The sequence below is a fragment of the Streptomyces sp. NPDC088350 genome, assembly GCF_044753545.1.
Classification (GTDB): domain Bacteria; phylum Actinomycetota; class Actinomycetes; order Streptomycetales; family Streptomycetaceae; genus Streptomyces.
This window is the reverse complement of record NZ_JBIVNL010000012.1, coordinates 255614-273404: the sequence shown is the minus strand read 5'-3', so window position 1 is coordinate 273404 and position 17791 is coordinate 255614. Positions and strand designations below refer to the sequence as shown.

16 protein-coding genes and 4 tRNA genes are annotated in these 17791 nt (G+C 69.9%); 13 read left to right on the top strand and 7 right to left on the bottom strand.

Annotated elements, in window-relative coordinates; translation table 11 throughout:
• Window positions 1-71 precede the first annotated feature (71 nt).
• The 4 genes from ACIQBL_RS37250 to ACIQBL_RS37235 form a co-directional block, all read right to left on the bottom strand.
• Window positions 72-620, bottom strand: a complete 549-nt coding sequence (locus tag ACIQBL_RS37250; protein WP_401950263.1) for an FG-GAP repeat domain-containing protein — start codon at window positions 618-620, stop codon at window positions 72-74.
• Window positions 617-835, bottom strand: a complete 219-nt coding sequence (locus tag ACIQBL_RS37245; RefSeq protein WP_401950260.1) for a hypothetical protein — start codon at window positions 833-835, stop codon at window positions 617-619. Before ACIQBL_RS37245 ends, ACIQBL_RS37250 begins: the two co-directional genes overlap by 4 nt.
• A gap of 185 nt (window positions 836-1020) precedes the next feature.
• Complete coding sequence (locus tag ACIQBL_RS37240; protein WP_401950257.1) at window positions 1021-3258, bottom strand: DEAD/DEAH box helicase; 2238 nt, start codon at window positions 3256-3258, stop codon at window positions 1021-1023.
• A 219-nt stretch (window positions 3259-3477) separates the two neighbouring features.
• On the bottom strand, window positions 3478-3993 hold the full coding sequence (locus tag ACIQBL_RS37235; protein WP_401950255.1) for a hypothetical protein: 516 nt from the start codon (window positions 3991-3993) through the stop codon (window positions 3478-3480).
• A 172-nt stretch (window positions 3994-4165) separates the two neighbouring features.
• Between ACIQBL_RS37235 and ACIQBL_RS37230 the strand changes: the two genes are divergently transcribed.
• Window positions 4166-4588 carry a hypothetical protein gene (locus tag ACIQBL_RS37230; RefSeq protein WP_401950252.1) on the top strand — a complete coding sequence of 141 codons (423 nt, stop codon included), beginning with the start codon at window positions 4166-4168 and terminating at the stop codon, window positions 4586-4588.
• On the opposite strand, the gene ACIQBL_RS37225 is transcribed toward ACIQBL_RS37230, so the two are convergent.
• Window positions 4567-5337 carry a helix-turn-helix domain-containing protein gene (locus tag ACIQBL_RS37225; RefSeq protein ID WP_401950250.1) on the bottom strand — a complete coding sequence of 257 codons (771 nt, stop codon included), beginning with the start codon at window positions 5335-5337 and terminating at the stop codon, window positions 4567-4569. The genes ACIQBL_RS37230 and ACIQBL_RS37225 overlap by 22 nt on opposite strands.
• Window positions 5338-5422: 85 nt before the next feature.
• On the opposite strand from ACIQBL_RS37225, the gene ACIQBL_RS37220 reads away from it, so the two are divergent.
• The 10 genes from ACIQBL_RS37220 (at window position 5423) to ACIQBL_RS37175 (ending at window position 13918) form a co-directional block, all read left to right on the top strand.
• Window positions 5423-6382, top strand: a complete 960-nt coding sequence (locus ACIQBL_RS37220) for an LLM class flavin-dependent oxidoreductase (protein ID WP_401950247.1) — start codon at window positions 5423-5425, stop codon at window positions 6380-6382.
• Window positions 6383-6422: 40 nt separating this feature from the next.
• Entirely contained in the window at window positions 6423-6773 is a 351-nt protein-coding gene (locus ACIQBL_RS37215; RefSeq protein ID WP_401950244.1) for a metallopeptidase family protein, read from the top strand.
• A gap of 57 nt (window positions 6774-6830) precedes the next feature.
• Window positions 6831-8393, top strand: a complete 1563-nt coding sequence (locus ACIQBL_RS37210; RefSeq protein WP_401950242.1) for a metallophosphoesterase — start codon at window positions 6831-6833, stop codon at window positions 8391-8393.
• Window positions 8394-8473: 80 nt separating this feature from the next.
• Window positions 8474-8546: transfer RNA gene (locus tag ACIQBL_RS37205), tRNA-Glu, on the top strand.
• Between the two features lie 49 nt (window positions 8547-8595).
• Window positions 8596-8670: transfer RNA gene (locus ACIQBL_RS37200), tRNA-Asp, on the top strand.
• A gap of 25 nt (window positions 8671-8695) precedes the next feature.
• A tRNA-Phe gene (locus ACIQBL_RS37195) sits at window positions 8696-8769 on the top strand.
• Window positions 8770-8837: 68 nt separating this feature from the next.
• Entirely contained in the window at window positions 8838-9200 is a 363-nt protein-coding gene (locus tag ACIQBL_RS37190) for a hypothetical protein (RefSeq protein ID WP_401950239.1), read from the top strand.
• A gap of 54 nt (window positions 9201-9254) precedes the next feature.
• Complete coding sequence (gene hrpA / locus ACIQBL_RS37185) at window positions 9255-13262, top strand: ATP-dependent RNA helicase HrpA (RefSeq protein ID WP_401950236.1); 4008 nt, start codon at window positions 9255-9257, stop codon at window positions 13260-13262.
• Between the two features lie 95 nt (window positions 13263-13357).
• Window positions 13358-13432 (top strand) — tRNA-Asp (locus ACIQBL_RS37180).
• Window positions 13433-13741: 309 nt separating this feature from the next.
• Entirely contained in the window at window positions 13742-13918 is a 177-nt protein-coding gene (locus ACIQBL_RS37175) for a DUF6274 family protein (protein ID WP_401950233.1), read from the top strand.
• A gap of 404 nt (window positions 13919-14322) precedes the next feature.
• On the opposite strand, the gene bldC is transcribed toward ACIQBL_RS37175, so the two are convergent.
• Both bldC and ACIQBL_RS37165 read right to left on the bottom strand, forming a co-directional pair.
• Window positions 14323-14529, bottom strand: coding sequence for a developmental transcriptional regulator BldC (bldC, locus tag ACIQBL_RS37170; RefSeq protein WP_003949541.1), 207 nt, complete (start codon window positions 14527-14529; stop codon window positions 14323-14325).
• 532 nt (window positions 14530-15061) lie between these two features.
• Window positions 15062-15907: a hypothetical protein gene (locus ACIQBL_RS37165; RefSeq protein ID WP_401950230.1), complete on the bottom strand. Its 846-nt coding sequence runs from the start codon at window positions 15905-15907 to the stop codon at window positions 15062-15064.
• A 222-nt stretch (window positions 15908-16129) separates the two neighbouring features.
• Between ACIQBL_RS37165 and ACIQBL_RS37160 the strand changes: the two genes are divergently transcribed.
• Window positions 16130-17224 carry a Leu/Phe/Val dehydrogenase gene (locus tag ACIQBL_RS37160; protein ID WP_401950228.1) on the top strand — a complete coding sequence of 365 codons (1095 nt, stop codon included), beginning with the start codon at window positions 16130-16132 and terminating at the stop codon, window positions 17222-17224.
• A 303-nt stretch (window positions 17225-17527) separates the two neighbouring features.
• On the top strand, window positions 17528-17785 hold the full coding sequence (locus ACIQBL_RS37155; RefSeq protein WP_401950226.1) for a DUF3073 domain-containing protein: 258 nt from the start codon (window positions 17528-17530) through the stop codon (window positions 17783-17785).
• Window positions 17786-17791: the final 6 nt, after the last annotated feature.

Sequence of the window (17791 nt, the reverse complement as noted above, 5' to 3'; positions counted from 1 at the left end):
GGGGCGTGACATGCGCCACTTAAGGAATCGATAAGGACTCGATGTGGCCAAAAAACGCCCTAGGAGTCACATCAGATGACGCCCTTGTAGCCCTGCCACCCGCCCGAGACCTTCACCCGCGCCCCGAACGACCCCTTCCCGTCCCCGGTGATGTCCCCGACCCCGACCACCGTGTCGTACGACCCGCCCCACGCGCCGAACAGCTTCACCCGCGCCCCGAACGTGCCGTTGCCTGTGCCGTAGTAGCGGTAGACGTTGTTGGCCTTGTCCTGCGCCAGCAGGTCGCCGATCCCGTCCCCGTTGAGGTCACCGACACCGACGACCTTCTTGTACGTCCTCCAGTCGGCGTACAGCTTCACCCGCGCCGCCAGTGTGCCCGCGCTCGTGCCCTTGTACAGGTACACCGTCCCCGTCGACGCGCTCCGCGCGATCAGGTCCGGGCGGCCGTCGCCGCTGATGTCACCGGGCGTCGTCAGCACGTCGTACTGGTTCCAGCCGCTCGTCCCGAGTGACGTGTACGCCGTCGACGGCTTCAGCACCCCGCCGCATCCCGGCTTGTACGCGCGCAGCGCCCCGCTCTTCAGGCGGACCAGGACGTCGTTGCAGCGGTCGCCGCTCAAGTCACCGAAGGGGACCGCCTTGTTGGTCGTCTCCAGCCGGTGCCGGTGACCTTCCCGGAGAACGTGCCCTTGCCCGTGCCCTGCTGGAAGGACAGGGCCCCCGAGGAGTCGAGGGTGAACAGGTCGGCGATCCCGTCCCGGCCGGCGTGGTCCCGGTACACGAGCGCGGCCGAGGTGCCCGCGGCCAGGAGGTGGACGCGCTCTGCCGGGTCCACGTACGCCAGTCGGCAGCACGGTCTCGCCCGCCGCCCCGACCACCCCTGGTGAACCCACGGCCAGCGCGAGAACGGCGGCCAGCGCCGCGCCCCCGAGCGGCCGCCGCCGGCCACCGGGGTTTCCGGGGCATGCGAAAGGGCCCGTACGAGCGTGTCGTACGGGCCCTTCATCACCTCACTCGACGTCAGCCGTTGCGCTTCCAGCGCGGCTTGTCGTCGCGGCGGCCGAAGGAACCGGTGCCGGTACCCGTGCCGGTGGTGCCGCGGTGACCGGACGGACGGTCGTGGCCGCCGGTGCGGAAGCCCGGGCGGTCGCCCTGGCGGTCACGGTTGAACGGACGGTCGCTGCCCCGGTGACCGCCCGTCGCGGGACGGTCGTCGCGACGGAAGCCGCCCGAAGCCGGACGGTCGTTGCCACCACGGTCGTCACGACGGAAACCACCGGACGGACGCTCGTCACGACGCTCGAAAGAACGGCCGCCACGGTCGCCGCCGCGGTCGTTGCCACCACGGTCGTCACGACGGAAACCACCCGAGGGACGCTCGTCACGACGCTCGAAGGAACGGCCACCGCGGTCGCCGTCACGACGGTCGCTGTTGAAGCCGCCGGACGGACGGTCGTCGCGACGGAAGCCGCCCGAAGCCGGACGGTCGTTGTCCCGACGGTCGTCGCGGCGGAAACCACCGGACGGACGCTCATCGCGACGGTCGAAAGAACGGCCGCCACGGTCGCCGCCGCGGTCGTTGCCACCACGGTCGTCACGACGGAAACCACCCGAGGGACGCTCGTCACGACGCTCGAAGGAACGGCCGCCACGGTCGTCACGACGGTCACGGCGCTCGTAGTTGCCGCGGTCGTCACGCTGCTGACGCGGACGGTCGTAGGAGGAGTTCTCCTCGCGCACCGGCGCCTCGGCGGCGGCCGACTGCTCCGACACCACGGCCTGGGCCGCGGCCTCCACGACGGCGGCGGCCTCGGCGACCGCGGTCTCCGGGTCGTCGCCCCGCTCGCGCGCGGCACGGGCGACCAGGCGGTCGGCCTCCTCGCGCAGCTCGGACGCGCGGCGCGTGGCCCGCTCCAGCTCCTTGGTGAGCTGGACGACCTCGCGCTCGGCCTGCTGCGCGGCGTCGCCCGCCGACTGGGCCTGGACCTCGGTCATCGAACGGGCACCGGTGATCTCGGCGACCTCGGGCTCGAAGGCCGTGCCGGAGTTGATGATGTGACGCCCGGCGTCGACGCCCGCGTCCTCCATCAGCCGGAAGATCTGGCGGCGCTGGTGCGGCAGGGAGAGGGAGACGACGGTGCCCGTACGACCGGCACGCGCCGTACGGCCGGCACGGTGCAGGTAGTCCTTGTGGTCGCCGGCCGGGTCCACGTTCAGGACCAGGTCGATGCCGTCGACGTGGATACCGCGGGCGGCGACGTCGGTCGCGACGAGCGCGTTGACGTAGCCCTCCTTGAAGTCCGCCAGCGTCCGCGTACGGGCGCCCTGCGTCATACCGCCGTGCAGCGCGTCGGCCTTCACGCCGGACTCGCGCAGCTGCTCGGCGATGCGGTCGGCGCCCAGCTGGGTGCGGACGAAGATGATCGTGCGGCCCTTGCGGGAGGCGATCGCGGCGGTGACCGGCGCCTTGTCCTTGGGCTTCACGATGAGGATGTGGTGGGACATCGTCGTGACGTTGCCCTGCGCGCTGTCGACCTCGTGCGTGACCTGGTCCTTGAGGTAGCGCTTGACCAGCGTGGAGATCTCGTTCTCCATGGTGGCCGAGAACAGCATGCGCTGGCCGCCGGCCGGGATCTGGTCGAGCAGCTCGGTGACCTCGGGCAGGAAGCCCAGGTCGGACATCTGGTCGGCCTCGTCGAGGACCGCGATCCGCACGTCCTCCAGGGAGCAGGCGCCGCGGTTGATGATGTCGCGCAGGCGGCCCGGGGTGGCGACGAGGACGTCGACGCCGCGCTCCAGGGCGTAGATCTGGTTGCCCATGGACGTGCCGCCGCAGACGACCTTCATCTTCAGGCCGAGGACGTCGCCGTAGGGCTGGAGGGCGTCGGCGACCTGCATCGCCAGCTCGCGGGTCGGGGTGAGGATGATGCCGCGCGGGCGCTTGCGCTCGGTACGGCCGCCGGACAGGGTCGCCAGCAGCGGCAGACCGAAGGAGAGGGTCTTGCCGGAGCCGGTGCGGCCACGGCCGAGGATGTCCTTGCCGGCCAGGGCGTCCGGGATGGTCGCGGCCTGGATCGGGAAGGGGGTGGTCACGCCGTTCTGCGCGAGCTTGCGCACGACACCCTCGGGCAGACCGAGGGACGCGAAGGTCACCTCGGGAGCCGCCGCGACGGCGTCTGCCACCGTCTCGGTGTCTACGGCCGTCTCGGTGCCCTCGTTCTCGGGCATGACGACGTGATCAGTACTGGAAATGGACATGCGAATGCGAAACCTTCCGGAGTATCCGTCGGCACGCGCCCGTCAACTCCGTGATTCGCTATCGACCGCCTCAATGCGGTCCGCCACGGCAAGGGAGAGTACGCGCCACACGGCGCGCTCTGCAGTGGCGCCGGGCAATGGGATCAAACGATCTACCACCATACGCACCCACCACCCCCCAAGGCAAACCGGCCCGGATTGACGTGCGTCACAGACGCCTCAGGCCGGCGACCCGGCCGCGGGCGCCGGTTCCCTGCTGACCAGCTGCGGCGCGGGGTCCTCGTGGGCCGAGGACGAGGGCTCCGCGACGGTCGGGGCGGCGGACGAGGGCTGCGCGCTCGGCGTCTCCGGGTCGGGCGACGGAGTGGCCCGCGTCGGGGACGGCTGGGGCGCGGCGCTGGTCGGCGCCCCCGGCTTGCCGCTCGCCCCCGGTCGCGGCGGTGCGGAAGCGGACGGACTCACCGCCCCCGCACCCGCCGCCGACGGCGACGCCGACCCCGAGGCCGACTCTCCCGGCTTCGGCTTCCCGTGCCCGTGCTTCCCGTCCCCCGCCGGCCCCCCGAACCCGGCCCCGCCCCCCGACGCCCCCGCCCCGCCGTCGGGGGCGTCACCGGCGTGCCGCCCGGCGGAGTGCGAGGGCTTGGCCCCGCCCCCTGTGTCGTCGCCCACACTCATACAGCCGGCGGCAGCGGCGACGACGGCGACCGCGGCGGCCAGACGGACGGGAACGTACATGGGGCGCACGGGGCCACCTCCGAGGGCGGAAAAAGAAGTCCCCCTCTCAACTCCCACCGCCCACCGGAAGACACGCGCCCGGCCGCCACAGGCCATTCCTGGCCGGGAATTGCCCCCTTCCCCGCACCCGCCGCACGATCGGCCGCACACCGCCGAGCCGAGGAGCCCCCGCATGACCGAGACCAACCCCCAGGACCTGGCCGCCCGTTACCTCGCCCAGTGGACGGAACCGGACCCCGCCCGGCGCCGCGCGGCGATCGAGAGCCTCTGGGCCGAGGACGGCACGCACGTGCTCCAGCCGCCCGCCGAGATCCGCGAGATCGCCGCGGGCCTCGGCTTCGACCACCCGACCCTGCGCGCCCAGGGGTACGACGCCATCGAGACGCGCGTCACGCGCAGCTACGAACGGTTCGTCGCGAAGGGCGGGTTCACCTTCCGGCCGCGCACCGACGCCGTACGCCTGGACGGCCTGATCCAGTTCCGCTGGGACACGGTGGCCGTCGGCAGCGGCGACGTGGTCGGCGGCGGCCTGGAGGTACTCGCGCTCGACGCCGAGGGCCGCATCCGCACCGACTACATGTTCCCCGGAGCCTGATCCCCCGCCGCCGCGGCGGCGGCAGCCGCCAACGCCTCCGCCGTAGCCGCGTCCCCCGGCAGAAACGCCTCCAGCTTCAGTTCCGCCAGCGTCACGTCCACGGCGGTCGCGAAGGTCGTCACCGTCGTCATCAACCGCAGCTCCCCATACGAAGACCGCAGCCGCAACGGCACGGCGAACCCCAACTGCCCTTCCTCCGAGCCGAGTTCGGGCACATACCCGGCCAACTCGGCCCGCAGCGCGGGCAACGCGCCCAGCCGGGCCAGGATGTGCCGTGCCCACTCGGCGAGGTTGACGATCCGCGGCGCCACCCCGTCCGGATGCAACGCCAGCCGGTACACATTCGCCCCCGGCCCCAGCAACTCCGCCGCCGCCCCCTCCGTGATCACCCCGAACGCGCTGTTCGCGGCGACGAGATCACCGCCCCGGTCCACCACCAGCGCCGGATACGGCAGATACCCCCGCAGGATGTGCCCGATCGCCCCCCGCACCGGAGCCAGCGCAGGATCGTCCAGCGAACTCTCCGCGTACACCGGCGCGAACCCGGCCGCCAGCAACAGCTCGTTCCGCTCCCGCAACGGCAGTTCGAGCGCCTCCGCCAGCCGCACGACCAGGTCCCGCCCCGGCACGGACCGCCCCGACTCCACGAAACTCACATGCCGCTGCGTGGTACCGGCCCGCGACGCCAACTCCAGCTGACTCAGCCGGGACCCCGTACGACGCTCACGCAACACCTGACAGAAGTCCACGCCCCAGTTCTACGGCGCCCCACCCCGACCGGCCATTCCCCGCGGGGAATTGAGGCCATACCCGCCCCCGGCCACCATCGACCCCATGGACATCGGCGTACTGCTCCCGACCGGAACCGCCCAGTGGGCCAAGGACGACGACCCGCGCGAACTGATCACCCTCGCCCGCGCCGCCGAACACCTCGGCTTCACCTCCCTCTTCGTCAACGACTCCCTGATCAGCCCCCGCATCGAGGCCCTCACGATGCTCGCCGCCCTCGCCCCCGCCACCGAAACGGCGACCCTCGGCACGGGCGCCCTGCTCCCCTTCCTGCGCCGCCCGATCCAGGCCGCCCAGTCCCTCGCCTCCCTCGACCTCCTCTCCGCCGGCCGCCTCACCCTCGCCGTCGGCGCCGGCTACCCCGGCCGCTTCGGACGCCCCTTCTACGACCTCTCCGAAGTCCCCTGGGCCCGTCGCTTCGCCCGCCTGGACGAGACCGTCACCCTCTGGCGCGCGCTCTGGCAGGGCGCCGACTCCTTCCACGGCGAGTTCCACCACTTCACCGACATCCCGCCCGCCCTCCGGCCGTACCGCCCCGAAGGCCCACCCATCTGGCTCGGCGGCGCCACCCCCACCGCCCTCACCCGCACCGGCCGCCTCTACGACGGCTGGCTCCCCTACCCGCCCGACCCCGCCGACTACACGACCGGCCTGCACGGCATCCACCAGGCGGCGACCGCCGCGGGCCGCACCCCGGACGCCGTCACCCCGGCGCTCTTCGTCACCGTACGAATCGACGAGGACCCGGAACACGCCCACCGGGCGGCGGACGACTACGCCCGCGCCACCTACGGCATGCCCTTGGCCGAACTGGAGAAGATCCAGGCCGTGGTCACAGGCACCGCGGAACAGGTCACCGAACGCCTGAACCAGTACGTCACCGCGGGCGCACGGCACCTGGTCACCCGCCTGGCAGCCCTGGACCTGCCCACCCACCGCGACCAGACGGAACGCACGGCCGCACTGATCCCCGGCCTTCTCAGCCATCACGCCCTTCGGGGCTGACCACCGCCCCGAACCCGCGTTCGTCCCGGACAATGGGCATGTGCTGGAAATGACACGCGAGACGTTCGAAGAGCTGGTGAGCGAAGCCCTCGACCGGATCCCGCCCGAGCTGACCCGGGTCATGGACAACGTGGCCGTCTTCGTCGAGGACGAACCCGACCCCTCCGACCCCGAACTCCTCGGCCTCTACGAAGGCACCCCCCTCACCGAACGCGGCGAGTGGTACGCCGGAGTCCTCCCCGACCGCATCTCGATCTACATGGGCCCCACCCTGCGCTACTGCGGGACCCGGGAGGACGTCGTCCACGAGGTCGCCGTCACCGTCGTGCACGAAGTGGCCCACCACTTCGGCATCGACGACGAACGCCTCCACGAACTCGGCTGGGGCTAGGGCAGGTACCCGGACGTCCCGCGCATACCTGCCCCCACCCCGGGGCATACGGGACCAATGGCCAGCGTCCCCGTCGCAGCCCTGAACCGCCTCCGCCGAACCCGGCTCGCCCTGACCCGCCACTACCGCGCCCGCGGCCCCCGCCCCACCGTCGCACTCGTCCCCCAGCCCCACCCCTGGCCCCGCGCCCTCGGCCTCGTGATGGTCGTGGTCGTCGGCGCCTGGCTTGGCCTGCTGATCGTGGGCGACGTACGGGTCCAGGTCGGCCCCATGAACACGACCATGACCCTGCGCCCGTCCCTCACCGGCGGCACGAAGATCAACGTGTCCCCGCTGGGCGCCCTGTCCCTCGACAGCCACCACGCGCCGGTCCGCCTGGACGTCAACGTCGACCAACTCGACCCCGAACGCTCCCAGGCCCTCGTCGACCACCCCGAACGCATCTCCGGCCTCCAGGACGAGGTCGCCCGGGACGTCGAACACGGCACCCTCGACCTCGCCGTACGCTCCTGCGCCGCCGTGGTCCTCGGCGCCAGCACCCTCGGCCTCGCGGTCTACCGCCGCCCCCGCCGCGCCCTCGCGGCCGGCGGCCTCGCCCTGACCCTCCTGGCCGCGTCCGGAGCGACGGCGTACGCGACCTGGAACCCGAAGTCGATCCTCGAACCGAAATTCTCGGGCCTGCTCACCTCGGCCCCGTCCCTGGTCGGCAACGCGCGCAACATCGTCACCGAATTCGACGTCTACCAGAAGGAGTTGGCCCGCCTGGTCACGAACGTGACGAAGCTCTACGACGTCACGTCCACCCTCCCCGCCTACCAGCCGGACCCGACCACCATCCGCGTGCTCCACGTCTCGGACATCCACCTGAACCCGGCCAGCTGGAAGATCATCGCGTCGCTGGTGGAGCAGTACAAGGTGAACGTGATCGTCGACACCGGCGACACCATGGACCACGGCACGGCGGCCGAGAACGGCTTCCTCGACCCCATCGCCGACCTGGGCGCCCCCTACGTCTGGGTCAGGGGAAACCACGACTCCCTCACCACCCAGCGCTATCTGGCCCGGATGAAGAACGTGCACGTCCTGGACGAGGGCCGGGCGGAGACGATCGCGGGCGTCCGCTTCGCCGGCATCGGCGACCCCCAGTTCACCCCCGACCGCTCGATCACGCCCGGCGGCGACAACGCGGAGGAACTCGCCGGCGACCAACTCGCCTCCGCCCTCCGCGACCAACAGGCCGCCGGCACCCCCGTCGACATCGCCCTGGTCCACGAACCGTCGGCGGCACGCCAGACCGACGGCGAGGTCCCGCTGGTCCTGGCCGGCCACCTCCACCACGAGGGCACCGAGATCATGAAGCACGGCACCCGCCTCCGCATCGAGGGCTCGACGGGCGGCAGCGGCCTGCGTGCGGTGGAAGGCAAGTACCCGGACCCGATCGAGGCGTCGATCCTCTACATCGACCGCGACACCCACCGCCTCCAGGCCTGGGACGAGATCAGACTCGGCGGCCTGGGCCTGACGACGGCCGAGGTCAGCCGCCACCTCCCGAAGGAGAACCTGCCGGGCGCACACCAGTCCCCCAGCCCCTCCGCGAGCCCCTCTCCTCCGGCCCCGTAAACCGTTTTGGCGATACCTCCCGCCATCCCATATGCTTCTCACGTCCCCGACGCGCTGAGAAGCGCCCAGGCGGGCCGATAGCCCTCATCGTCTAGCGGCCTAGGACGCCGCCCTTTCAAGGCGGTAGCACGGGTTCGAATCCCGTTGGGGGCACGCAACACCGTGTGCGACACTGGCTTCGCTGGTTCGCGCGCAACAGCTTGGTCCTGTGGAGCAGTTTGGAGTGCTCGCCACCCTGTCAAGGTGGAGGCCGCGGGTTCAAATCCCGTCAGGACCGCTGAGGTTCCTTCTGGGAACCTCGTGGCTGGGTAGCTCAGTTGGTACGAGCGATCGCCTGAAAAGCGATAGGTCGCCGGTTCGACCCCGGCCCCAGCCACCGGATCGAAAGCCCTGTCCCACCGGGACGGGGCTTTCGTCGTAACCCGGACTACAGGGTGGGGCGCGATGGGCCAGGACATCGACCTGGAGAAGATACGGGCGCGGTACGGACTGCTCGCGGTGGTCGGCAGCAACATCGCGATCACGGCGGTGGCGATCTTCGGCGTATGGCAGCTGAACGGCGACCGGGCGGTGATCGTGGGCGTCCTGACCTCGGCGTTCACCGCGATGGCCAGCCTGACGACGGCGTACCTCGGCATCAAGGCCGTGTCGAACACGGCCCAGTCGATGTCCAAGGAAGCGGGCCGCCAGCAAGACGCAGAACGGCAGCAATCAGCCCGTCCGGCGCTTGGGGACGAGGCCCCTTCAGGGCCGACCGGGGGTCTGGGGGCGGAGCCCCCGGCAGCGGCGCCCGCCCCGGACAACTGACCCCGGACAATTCATTCGCCAGGAATTTCGGCGAGGTGAGATCCTGGACGGCGTATGTCTACGCACCCCGCCTCCGCACCCGGCGCTCCGGCCCCCGCCCCCGGCACTCCCGCCCTCGGCGACCTCGCCCCCCGCCTGACCGAGCTGACCCTGCGCGACGCGCACCGGCTCGGGCGCAGGCTCGAAGGCGCGCGCAAGATCCGCAAGCCGGAGGCCCGCGCCGCGGTCCTCGCCGAGATCGAGACCGAGGTGGCCCGCGGCGAGGAGCGGATGGCGCTGCGGCGCAGCCGTATCCCGGCGATCTCGTATCCGGAGCAGTTGCCGGTCAGCCAGAAGAAGGCCGACATCGCGGCGGCGATCCGTGATCACCAGGTGGTGATCGTGGCCGGTGAGACCGGTTCCGGCAAGACGACCCAGATCCCGAAGATCTGCCTCGAACTCGGCCGTGGGGTGCGCGGCATGATCGGGCACACCCAGCCCCGCCGTATCGCCGCCCGGACCGTGGCCGAGCGCGTCGCGGAGGAGATGGACACCCCGCTCGGCGAGGCCGTCGGCTGGAAGGTCCGGTTCACCGACCAGGTCAACCAGGACTCCACCTTCATCAAGCTGATGACGGACGGCATCCTGCTCGCCGAGATCCAGACCGACCGCGAACTGCGCGCCTACGACACGATCATCATCGACGAGGCCCACGAGCGGTCCCTCAACATCGACTTCCTGCTGGGCTATCTGGCCCAGTTGCTGCCCCAGCGGCCGGATCTCAAGGTCGTCATCACCTCGGCGACCATCGACCCGGAGCGTTTCTCCCGGCACTTCGGCGAGGCCCCGATCATCGAGGTCAGCGGCCGGACGTATCCGGTGGAGGTGCGGTACCGCCCCCTCCTAGAAGACGACTCCGACGACTCCGACCGCGACCAGATCACCGCGATCTGCGATGCCGTGGAGGAGCTTCAGGGCGAGGGCAAGGGCGACATCCTCGTCTTCCTGTCCGGCGAGCGGGAGATCCGCGACACGGCGGACGCGCTCAACAAGAAGAACCTCAGGTTCACCGAAGTACTACCCCTCTACGCCCGGCTCTCGCACGCCGAGCAGCACCGCGTGTTCCAGCAGCACACCGGGCGCAGGATCGTTCTGGCGACCAACGTCGCCGAGACCTCCCTCACGGTCCCGGGCATCAAGTACGTCATCGACCCCGGCTTCGCCCGTATCAGCCGCTACAGCCACCGTACGAAGGTGCAGCGGCTGCCCATCGAGGCGGTCAGCCAGGCAAGTGCCAATCAGCGCAAGGGCCGTTGCGGCCGTACGTCGGACGGCATCTGCATCCGGCTCTACTCCGAGGACGACTTCCTCGCCCGCCCGGAGTTCACGGACGCGGAGATCCTCCGGACGAACCTCGCCTCCGTCATCCTGCAGATGACCGCGGCCGGTCTCGGCGAGATCGAGAAGTTCCCGTTCATCGACCCGCCGGACCACCGCAACATCCGTGACGGTGTCCAACTCCTCCAGGAACTGGGCGCGTTGGACCCGGCCGAGAAGGACCCGCGCAAGCGCCTCACGCAGACGGGCCGCAAGCTGGCCCAACTCCCCGTGGACCCGCGCCTGGCCCGCATGGTCCTGGAGGCCGACAAGAACGGCTGTGTCCGCGAGGTCATGGTGATCGCCGCCGCGCTGTCCATCCAGGACCCGCGCGAGCGCCCCGCCGAGAAGCAGACGCAGGCCGACCAGCAGCACGCCCGTTTCCGGGACGAGACGAGCGACTTCCTCGCGTTCCTCAACATGTGGCGGTACATCCGCGAGCAGCAGAAGGAGCGCGGCTCCTCGGCGTTCCGTCGCATGTGCAAGCAGGAGTACCTGAACTTCCTCCGCATCCGCGAGTGGCAGGACATCTACAGCCAACTCCGCACGGTGGCCAAGCAGATGGGCCTCCACCTCAACGAGACTGCATCCGATCAGGGGGCTCCGCCCCCGGGCGCCTCCGACCAGAGCGTCCACGTCTCCCTCCTCGCGGGCCTGCTCTCGCACATCGGTATGAAGGACGTGAAGGACGGCGCGAAGAACGAGTATCTGGGCGCCCGCAGCGCCAAGTTCGCGATCTTCCCGGGCTCGGCACTCTTCAAGAAGACCCCGCGTTTCGTCATGTCGGCGGAGCTGGTGGAGACTTCACGGCTCTGGGCGCGCGTCAACGCCAGGATCGAGCCCGAGTGGGTCGAGCCGCTCGCCGGCCACCTCCTGAAACGGACGTACAGCGAACCGCACTGGGAGAAGGACCAGGCGGCGGTGATGGCCTTCGAGAAGGTCACGCTCTACGGCGTCCCGATCATCGCCCAGCGCAAGGTGAACTACGGCCGCATCGACCCGGAGGCGAGTCGCGAACTCTTCATCCGCAACGCGCTCGTCGAGGGCGACTGGCGCACCCACCACAAGTTCTTCGCCGACAACCGCAAACTCCTCACCGAGGTCGAGGAGTTGGAGCACCGCGCCCGGCGCCGGGACATCCTGGTCGACGACGAGACGCTCTACGACTTCTACGACCAGCGGGTGCCCGAACACGTCGTCTCCGGCGCCCACTTCGACTCCTGGTGGAAGCACAAGCGCCATGAGGAGCCCGAACTCCTCGACTTCGAGCGCTCGATGCTCATCAACGAGCGCGCCGGTGACATCAGCAAGGACGACTATCCGGACTCCTGGCATCAGGGGCGGCTGAAGTTCCGGGTGACGTACCAGTTCGAGCCGGGTGCGGACGCGGACGGTGTCACGGTCCACATCCCGCTCCAGGTCCTCAACCAGGTCACGGACGAGGGCTTCGACTGGCAGATCCCGGGGCTGAGGGAAGAGGTGGTGACGGAGCTGATCCGCTCCCTCCCGAAGCCGATCCGCCGCAACTACGTCCCGGCTCCGAACTTCGCGCAACGCTTCCTGGCGACGGCGACCCCTCTGCAGGAGCCCTTGACGACGACAATGGCGCGCGAACTGAAGCGCATGGTCGGAGTCCCTTTCACCGCGGACGACTTCGACTGGTCGAAGGTCCCGGACCACCTCCTCATCACCTTCCGGATCGTGGACGAGCGCCGCCGCAAGATCGCCGAGGACAAGGATCTGGAGGCACTGAAGCTCCGCCTGAAGCCGAAGGCACGCCAGGCCATCTCCCAGGCAGCCGCGGCGACGGCCGAGCGCGAGGGCGGGGAGTCCCTGGAGCGCAAGGGGCTGACCGACTGGACGATCGGCTCGCTCACCCGCGTCTTCGAGACCCGTCGGGCCGGCCAGCCGGTGAAGGCGTACCCGGCGCTGGTAGACGACGGCGACACCGTCTCCGTACGGCTCTTCGACACGGAGGAGGAGCAGGCGGAGGCGATGTGGAAGGGCACGCGCCGACTCATCGTCCGCAACATCCCGGTGAATCCGGCGAAGTTCGCGTCCGAAAAGCTCACGAACGCGCAGAAGCTCGCGCTGTCCGCGAATCCGCACGGTTCGATCCAGGCGCTGTTCGACGACTGCGCGCTGGCGGCGGCCGACAAACTGATCGGTGACTTCGGCGGCCCGGCGTGGGACGAGGAGTCGTACCGGAAGCTCTACGAGAAGGTGCGCGCGGAGATCGTCGACACGACGGTGCGGGCCGTGGGCCAGGTGCAGCAGGTGCTGGCCGCCTGGCAGGCCTGTGAGCGGCGTCTGAAGGGCGCACACAGCCCCGCGCTCCTCCCGAACCTGGCGGACGTCCGCGCCCAGTTGGACGCCCTCGTGAAGCCGGGCTTCGTCACGGCGGCCGGCATACGTCGCCTGCCCGACCTGATGCGCTACCTGGTGGCCGCCGACCGTCGTCTCCAGCAGATGCCGACGGGGGTGCAGCGGGACACGACGCGCATGGAGAAGGTCCACGAGATGCAGGACGAGTACGCGTGGCTCCTGGAACAACTCCCGCAGGGCCGCCCGGTCCCCGCCTCCGTCCTGGACATCCGCTGGATGATCGAGGAGCTCCGGGTCAGCTATTTCGCCCACGCGCTCGGCACGGCGTACGCGGTCTCCGACAAGCGGATCGTGAAGGCGATCGACGCCGCCGCACCGTGACAACGCCCCCACACTGGGTGAGTTCGACCAGGCGGGCCACCCTCCTGTACAGTCTCATCTCGCAGCACAACGCACCATCAAGTGCCGCGAAACCAGGTCCTGTGGAGCAGTTTGGAGTGCTCGCCACCCTGTCAAGGTGGAGGCCGCGGGTTCAAATCCCGTCAGGACCGCACGCGATCGAGACAGGCCCGCACCCTTCGGGGGACGCGGGCCTTCTTCGTGCCCGCTCTCTTCGAGGGCGGGTTTTCTCGTGTCTGTACGGCAACCTGCTGACGCAAGCCCGCACCACCCAGCCCGTCCGGCGTTTGAGGACGAGGCCCCTTCAGGGCCGATGGGGGTCTGGGGGCGCAGCCCCCAGGGACGGCGCCCTTCTCGCGCGTCCCGTGGCCGACGGAGCACCCCGCGCCCTTGACGCCCCCACATCCGCCAGGTACCCAGAAACCAGGCCCCGTTCCACGCAGGGCCACGGGAGGTGGCGCATGGCGGCTTCGGTCAGGCACGAGACGCGGGCCCTGCTCCGCGCGCATCTGTCGGCCGCCACCTCCTACCGCCATGTGACCCGGCACTGCCCGATCTGCCACCGGCTGCTGCGGCTGGCCCTGGACTCTCCCCCGCCACCGGAGCCACAGGACGATCCACCGGGCCAAATCCCCTAGCGCACATAGGTCAGAGGCAACAAGACATCTGGCATGTGACGGGTGTCACCGCATAAGTTTTTGAAACGGCGGAACTTACGCCTCACCTACAACTGGTCAATTTAATATGTGCAATTGCACCCCTACGAGGGATGGTCCACAGGAGATCCGACACCCCTCCCCAGACTCCGACAAGCTCCCTCACAGGCCCCCGCGCCGGGCGCACACGGACCCACGACCAGGCACAAAAAAGATCGCGCTGGACCCGGCGGAGTCCAGCGCGATCTACGACGCACCCTGTGTTCACATGTCCGAAGAGCGTTGGGCGTGGGCCCTGTTGGGGCAGAACCCGCGTCGCTTGGAGCTGTGATGTCGGGCACCTCCGGCCGGTTGGGGGACCTGCCGTCGTGCCCTTATTCAGTTGGTCAGGCTTCGCTGCGCTGCTGCGGGATGCCCGCAAGCAGTGCACGGACCTCCGCCTCGCGGTAACGGCGGTGTCCGCCGAGCGTGCGAATCGAAGTGAGCTTGCCGGCCTTCGCCCACCGCGTGACCGTCTTGGGGTCCACACGGAACATCGTGGCGACCTCAGCCGGGGTCAGCAGCGGCTCGGCATCAGGGGTGCGAGCGGTCATGAGCGGCCTCCTCGGGAGAACCGAACCTTCTCGGTTCTTTCCTCTAAATTCTGCACCTTGACCCGCGTTGCCCGAAATGGCGGACGCGGGTCGAGTCGGTTATAGGACGAACGGCTTGTCCTCGGCACTACAACTACACCATCTGTCCAACCCTGTAGGCCAAACCCATGGAATTAGGCTCCCAGGTGTCCATCAGCGACGGAAGCCGATGGACCATGCCATAGCGGACAGTCACACCTCTGTGACGATCAGTCACAGGGTGATCAGGAGTCATCCAGACCCCCCAAAGCGCGCAATGCTGAGATTCCGCCCACAACGGGACGGACGGAGCCCTCCCCGGACTCCTTGTCCTATTTTGGCACGAGGGTGGGCAAGTGGCGCAAGGGATCTGCACGTGCGTTCCGTCACCCTTGACACCAATAGCCCGGATCGGGACCTACGTCCCGTGTTGACGAACCGTAAGAATCCTATGCGCAGTTGTTCGAAAATGTCAGCCGCGTTCGAAGGAAGCGTTCGAGGAGTGTCGGCCGTGTCAGTTCGCCGAGCGCCGGTCCCTGACCGACCGCCAGCGCGCCACGAGCCGCCCGTACGCCTCGCCCGCCGCCGCCCCGTCCCCGGTCCGCAGCGCCTCGATGCCCGCGGCCACGTCCGCCGCCGAGTGGTCGTCCTCCAGCTCGCCGGCCGGCAGGACGTGCACGAGCCCGCCGTAGTCCAGCTCGACCAGGGACCGCGGATGGAACTCCTCCAGCCAGCGCCCCACGTCCACCAGACCCTCGATCAGCGGCCCGTCGTCCATCGCGTCCTTCAGGGCCCGCAGCGCCCGCGCCACGCGCCGCCGCGCCTGCACCATCGGCGTGCGGTAGCGCAGCATCGGCGGATCGTCCCCGGAGGCCTTGTCGTAGCGCCGCTCCTCGTCACCGACGAGCACGAACCAGCTCAGCGGCACCTGCCAGGTCGCCGTGCGGATCCACGGCCGGGCGTCGGGGTTGCGGGCCAGCCAGCGCTCGTAGTCCTGGGTGGCCTGGTGCCGTACGAGCGGCGGCAGTACGGCGTCCAGGACCGAGGGGGGCAACTCCTCCGCGAGGTCTCCCAGGGCCTGCCAGCCGCGCAGCCGGGTGCGCCAGGGGCAGACGCAGATCACGCCGTCGACCTCCACCACGAAGGCGTCGGCGCTCTCGTGCACCGGCACCGGGACCGGCGGGGTGGGCAGCAAGTCGGCCAGCGCGCGGCGCAGTTCGTCCTGGTAGGACGGACGGTCGGGGCGGCGGGCGTAGCGCGCCCAGTGGCCGCGCTCGGGCTCGGGGAAGGCGGCCAGCGGCTCGTAGACGCGCAGATAGGTCGCGTACGGGACGATCACCGAGGACACCTTCTTGGGCACGCCTGCTCCCTCCCCCGCCGACCGTCGGGAAAACCTCCGGGACCCGCTCACGAACGCGCGGGAAAACCATGCAAATCGTCGCACGGACACCCCCCTCCGGTAGGTGATCCTGAACACTGCACCGATGGCGGTCCGACGCAGGCCCTACGCTCGTGCCACGGCACCCGCCACCCCTACGGGAGCCTGTCTCCAACCGCCGCCACTCACCCAGGAGTCACCACCGTGACCGACGTAGACAACGGCGTCCTGCACACCCTGTTCCACTCGGACCAGGGCGGTCATGAGCAAGTCGTGCTCTGTCAGGACCGGGCCAGCGGCCTCAAGGCCGTCATCGCCATCCACAGCACCGCGCTGGGCCCCGCGCTCGGCGGTACCCGCTTCTACCCCTACGCGAACGAGGCCGACGCCGTCGCCGACGCGCTCAACCTCGCCCGCGGGATGTCGTACAAGAACGCCATGGCCGGCCTGGACCACGGCGGCGGCAAGGCCGTGATCATCGGTGACCCGGAGCGCGACAAGACCGAGGAACTGCTGCTCGCCTACGGCCGGTTCGTGGCCTCGCTGGGCGGGCGGTACGTGACCGCGTGCGATGTCGGCACGTATGTCGCCGACATGGACGTCGTGGCGCGCGAGTGCCGCTGGACGACCGGGCGTTCGCCCGAGAACGGCGGCGCGGGCGACTCCTCCGTGCTGACCGCCTTCGGCGTCTTCCAGGGCATGCGGGCCAGCGCCCGGCACCTGTGGGGCGACCCGTCCCTGCGCGGCCGTACGGTCGGCATCGCGGGCGTCGGCAAGGTCGGGCACCACCTGGTGGCGCACCTGCTGGACGAGGGCGCCGAGGTCGTGATCACCGACGTGCGCGAGGAGTCCGTACGGCGGATCCTCGACAGGCACCCGACCGGCGTGCGGGCCGTCGCGGACACGGAGGCCCTGATCCGGGTCGAGGGGCTCGACGTCTACGCCCCCTGCGCGCTCGGCGGCGCCCTGGACGACGGGACCGTGCCGGTGCTGACCGCCAAGGTGGTGTGCGGCGCCGCCAACAACCAGCTGGAGCACCCGGGCGTCGAGAAGGACCTCGCCGACCGCGGGATCCTCTACGCCCCGGACTACGTGGTGAACGCCGGCGGGGTGATCCAGGTCGCCGACGAACTGCACGGGTTCGACTTCGAGCGGTGCAAGGCGAAGGCCGCGAAGATCTTCGACACCACGCTGGCAATATTCGCACGTGCGAAGGAAGACGGTATTCCGCCGGCCGCCGCGGCCGACCGGATCGCCGAGCAGCGGATGCACGAGGCCGCCGCGGTGCGCGGACGCTGAGGTTCCGCTTGGCCGCTCGGCATGCGTCTCCGGTACCCGCCGGCGAAGACTTAGAGAGAACTCTCACGTTCGTCGGCGGGTCGCCTGCCAAGAAGTGGTTAAAATCGCGGTTGACCAGCGAGTACAGGGCACCTCGCGGGTCCTGGAGCCCGGCACGTGCTGCGGGCGACGTACCGTATGGGCGCGGGCTCAGGTACCGTGGAAGCCCTACGGACCGGTCTCTCCACGGAGAGTCCGTTCCAGATCATGAACGCGTGTCAAGACTCTGGGGCCACCGAGCCCCGTATCCGAGGGGGTCGAGCCATGGGGCGCGGCCGGGCAAAGGCCAAGCAGACGAAGGTCGCCCGCCAGCTGAAGTACAGCAGCGGCGGGACTGACCTCTCGCGTCTGGCCAATGAGCTGGGCGCTTCGACTTCGAACCAGCCGCCGAATGGCGAGCCGTTCGAGGACGACGACGAGGAAGAAGACGACCCGTACGCTCAGTACGCGGATCTCTATAACGACGACGATGAGGACGAGGACGACGAGTCCGGTCCCCAGTCGCAACGTCGTGGCGCGTAACGCGTA

Bases quoted from the DNA above. Each gene is read 5' to 3' on its own strand.
- ACIQBL_RS37220 (WP_401950247.1), top strand. From the start codon at position 5,423: ATGGACATCGGCGTACTGCTCCCGACCGGAACCGCCCAGTGGGCCAAG.
- ACIQBL_RS37190 (WP_401950239.1), top strand. From the start codon at position 8,838: ATGGGCCAGGACATCGACCTGGAGAAGATACGGGCGCGGTACGGACTG.
- ACIQBL_RS37155 (WP_401950226.1), top strand. From the start codon at position 17,528: ATGGGGCGCGGCCGGGCAAAGGCCAAGCAGACGAAGGTCGCCCGCCAG.
- ACIQBL_RS37175 (WP_401950233.1), top strand. From the start codon at position 13,742: ATGGCGGCTTCGGTCAGGCACGAGACGCGGGCCCTGCTCCGCGCGCAT.
- ACIQBL_RS37210 (WP_401950242.1), top strand. From the start codon at position 6,831: ATGGCCAGCGTCCCCGTCGCAGCCCTGAACCGCCTCCGCCGAACCCGG.
- hrpA (WP_401950236.1), top strand. From the start codon at position 9,255: ATGTCTACGCACCCCGCCTCCGCACCCGGCGCTCCGGCCCCCGCCCCC.
- ACIQBL_RS37235 (WP_401950255.1), bottom strand. From the start codon at position 3,993: ATGTACGTTCCCGTCCGTCTGGCCGCCGCGGTCGCCGTCGTCGCCGCT.
- ACIQBL_RS37240 (WP_401950257.1), bottom strand. From the start codon at position 3,258: ATGTCCATTTCCAGTACTGATCACGTCGTCATGCCCGAGAACGAGGGC.
- bldC (WP_003949541.1), bottom strand. From the start codon at position 14,529: ATGACCGCTCGCACCCCTGATGCCGAGCCGCTGCTGACCCCGGCTGAG.
- ACIQBL_RS37230 (WP_401950252.1), top strand. From the start codon at position 4,166: ATGACCGAGACCAACCCCCAGGACCTGGCCGCCCGTTACCTCGCCCAG.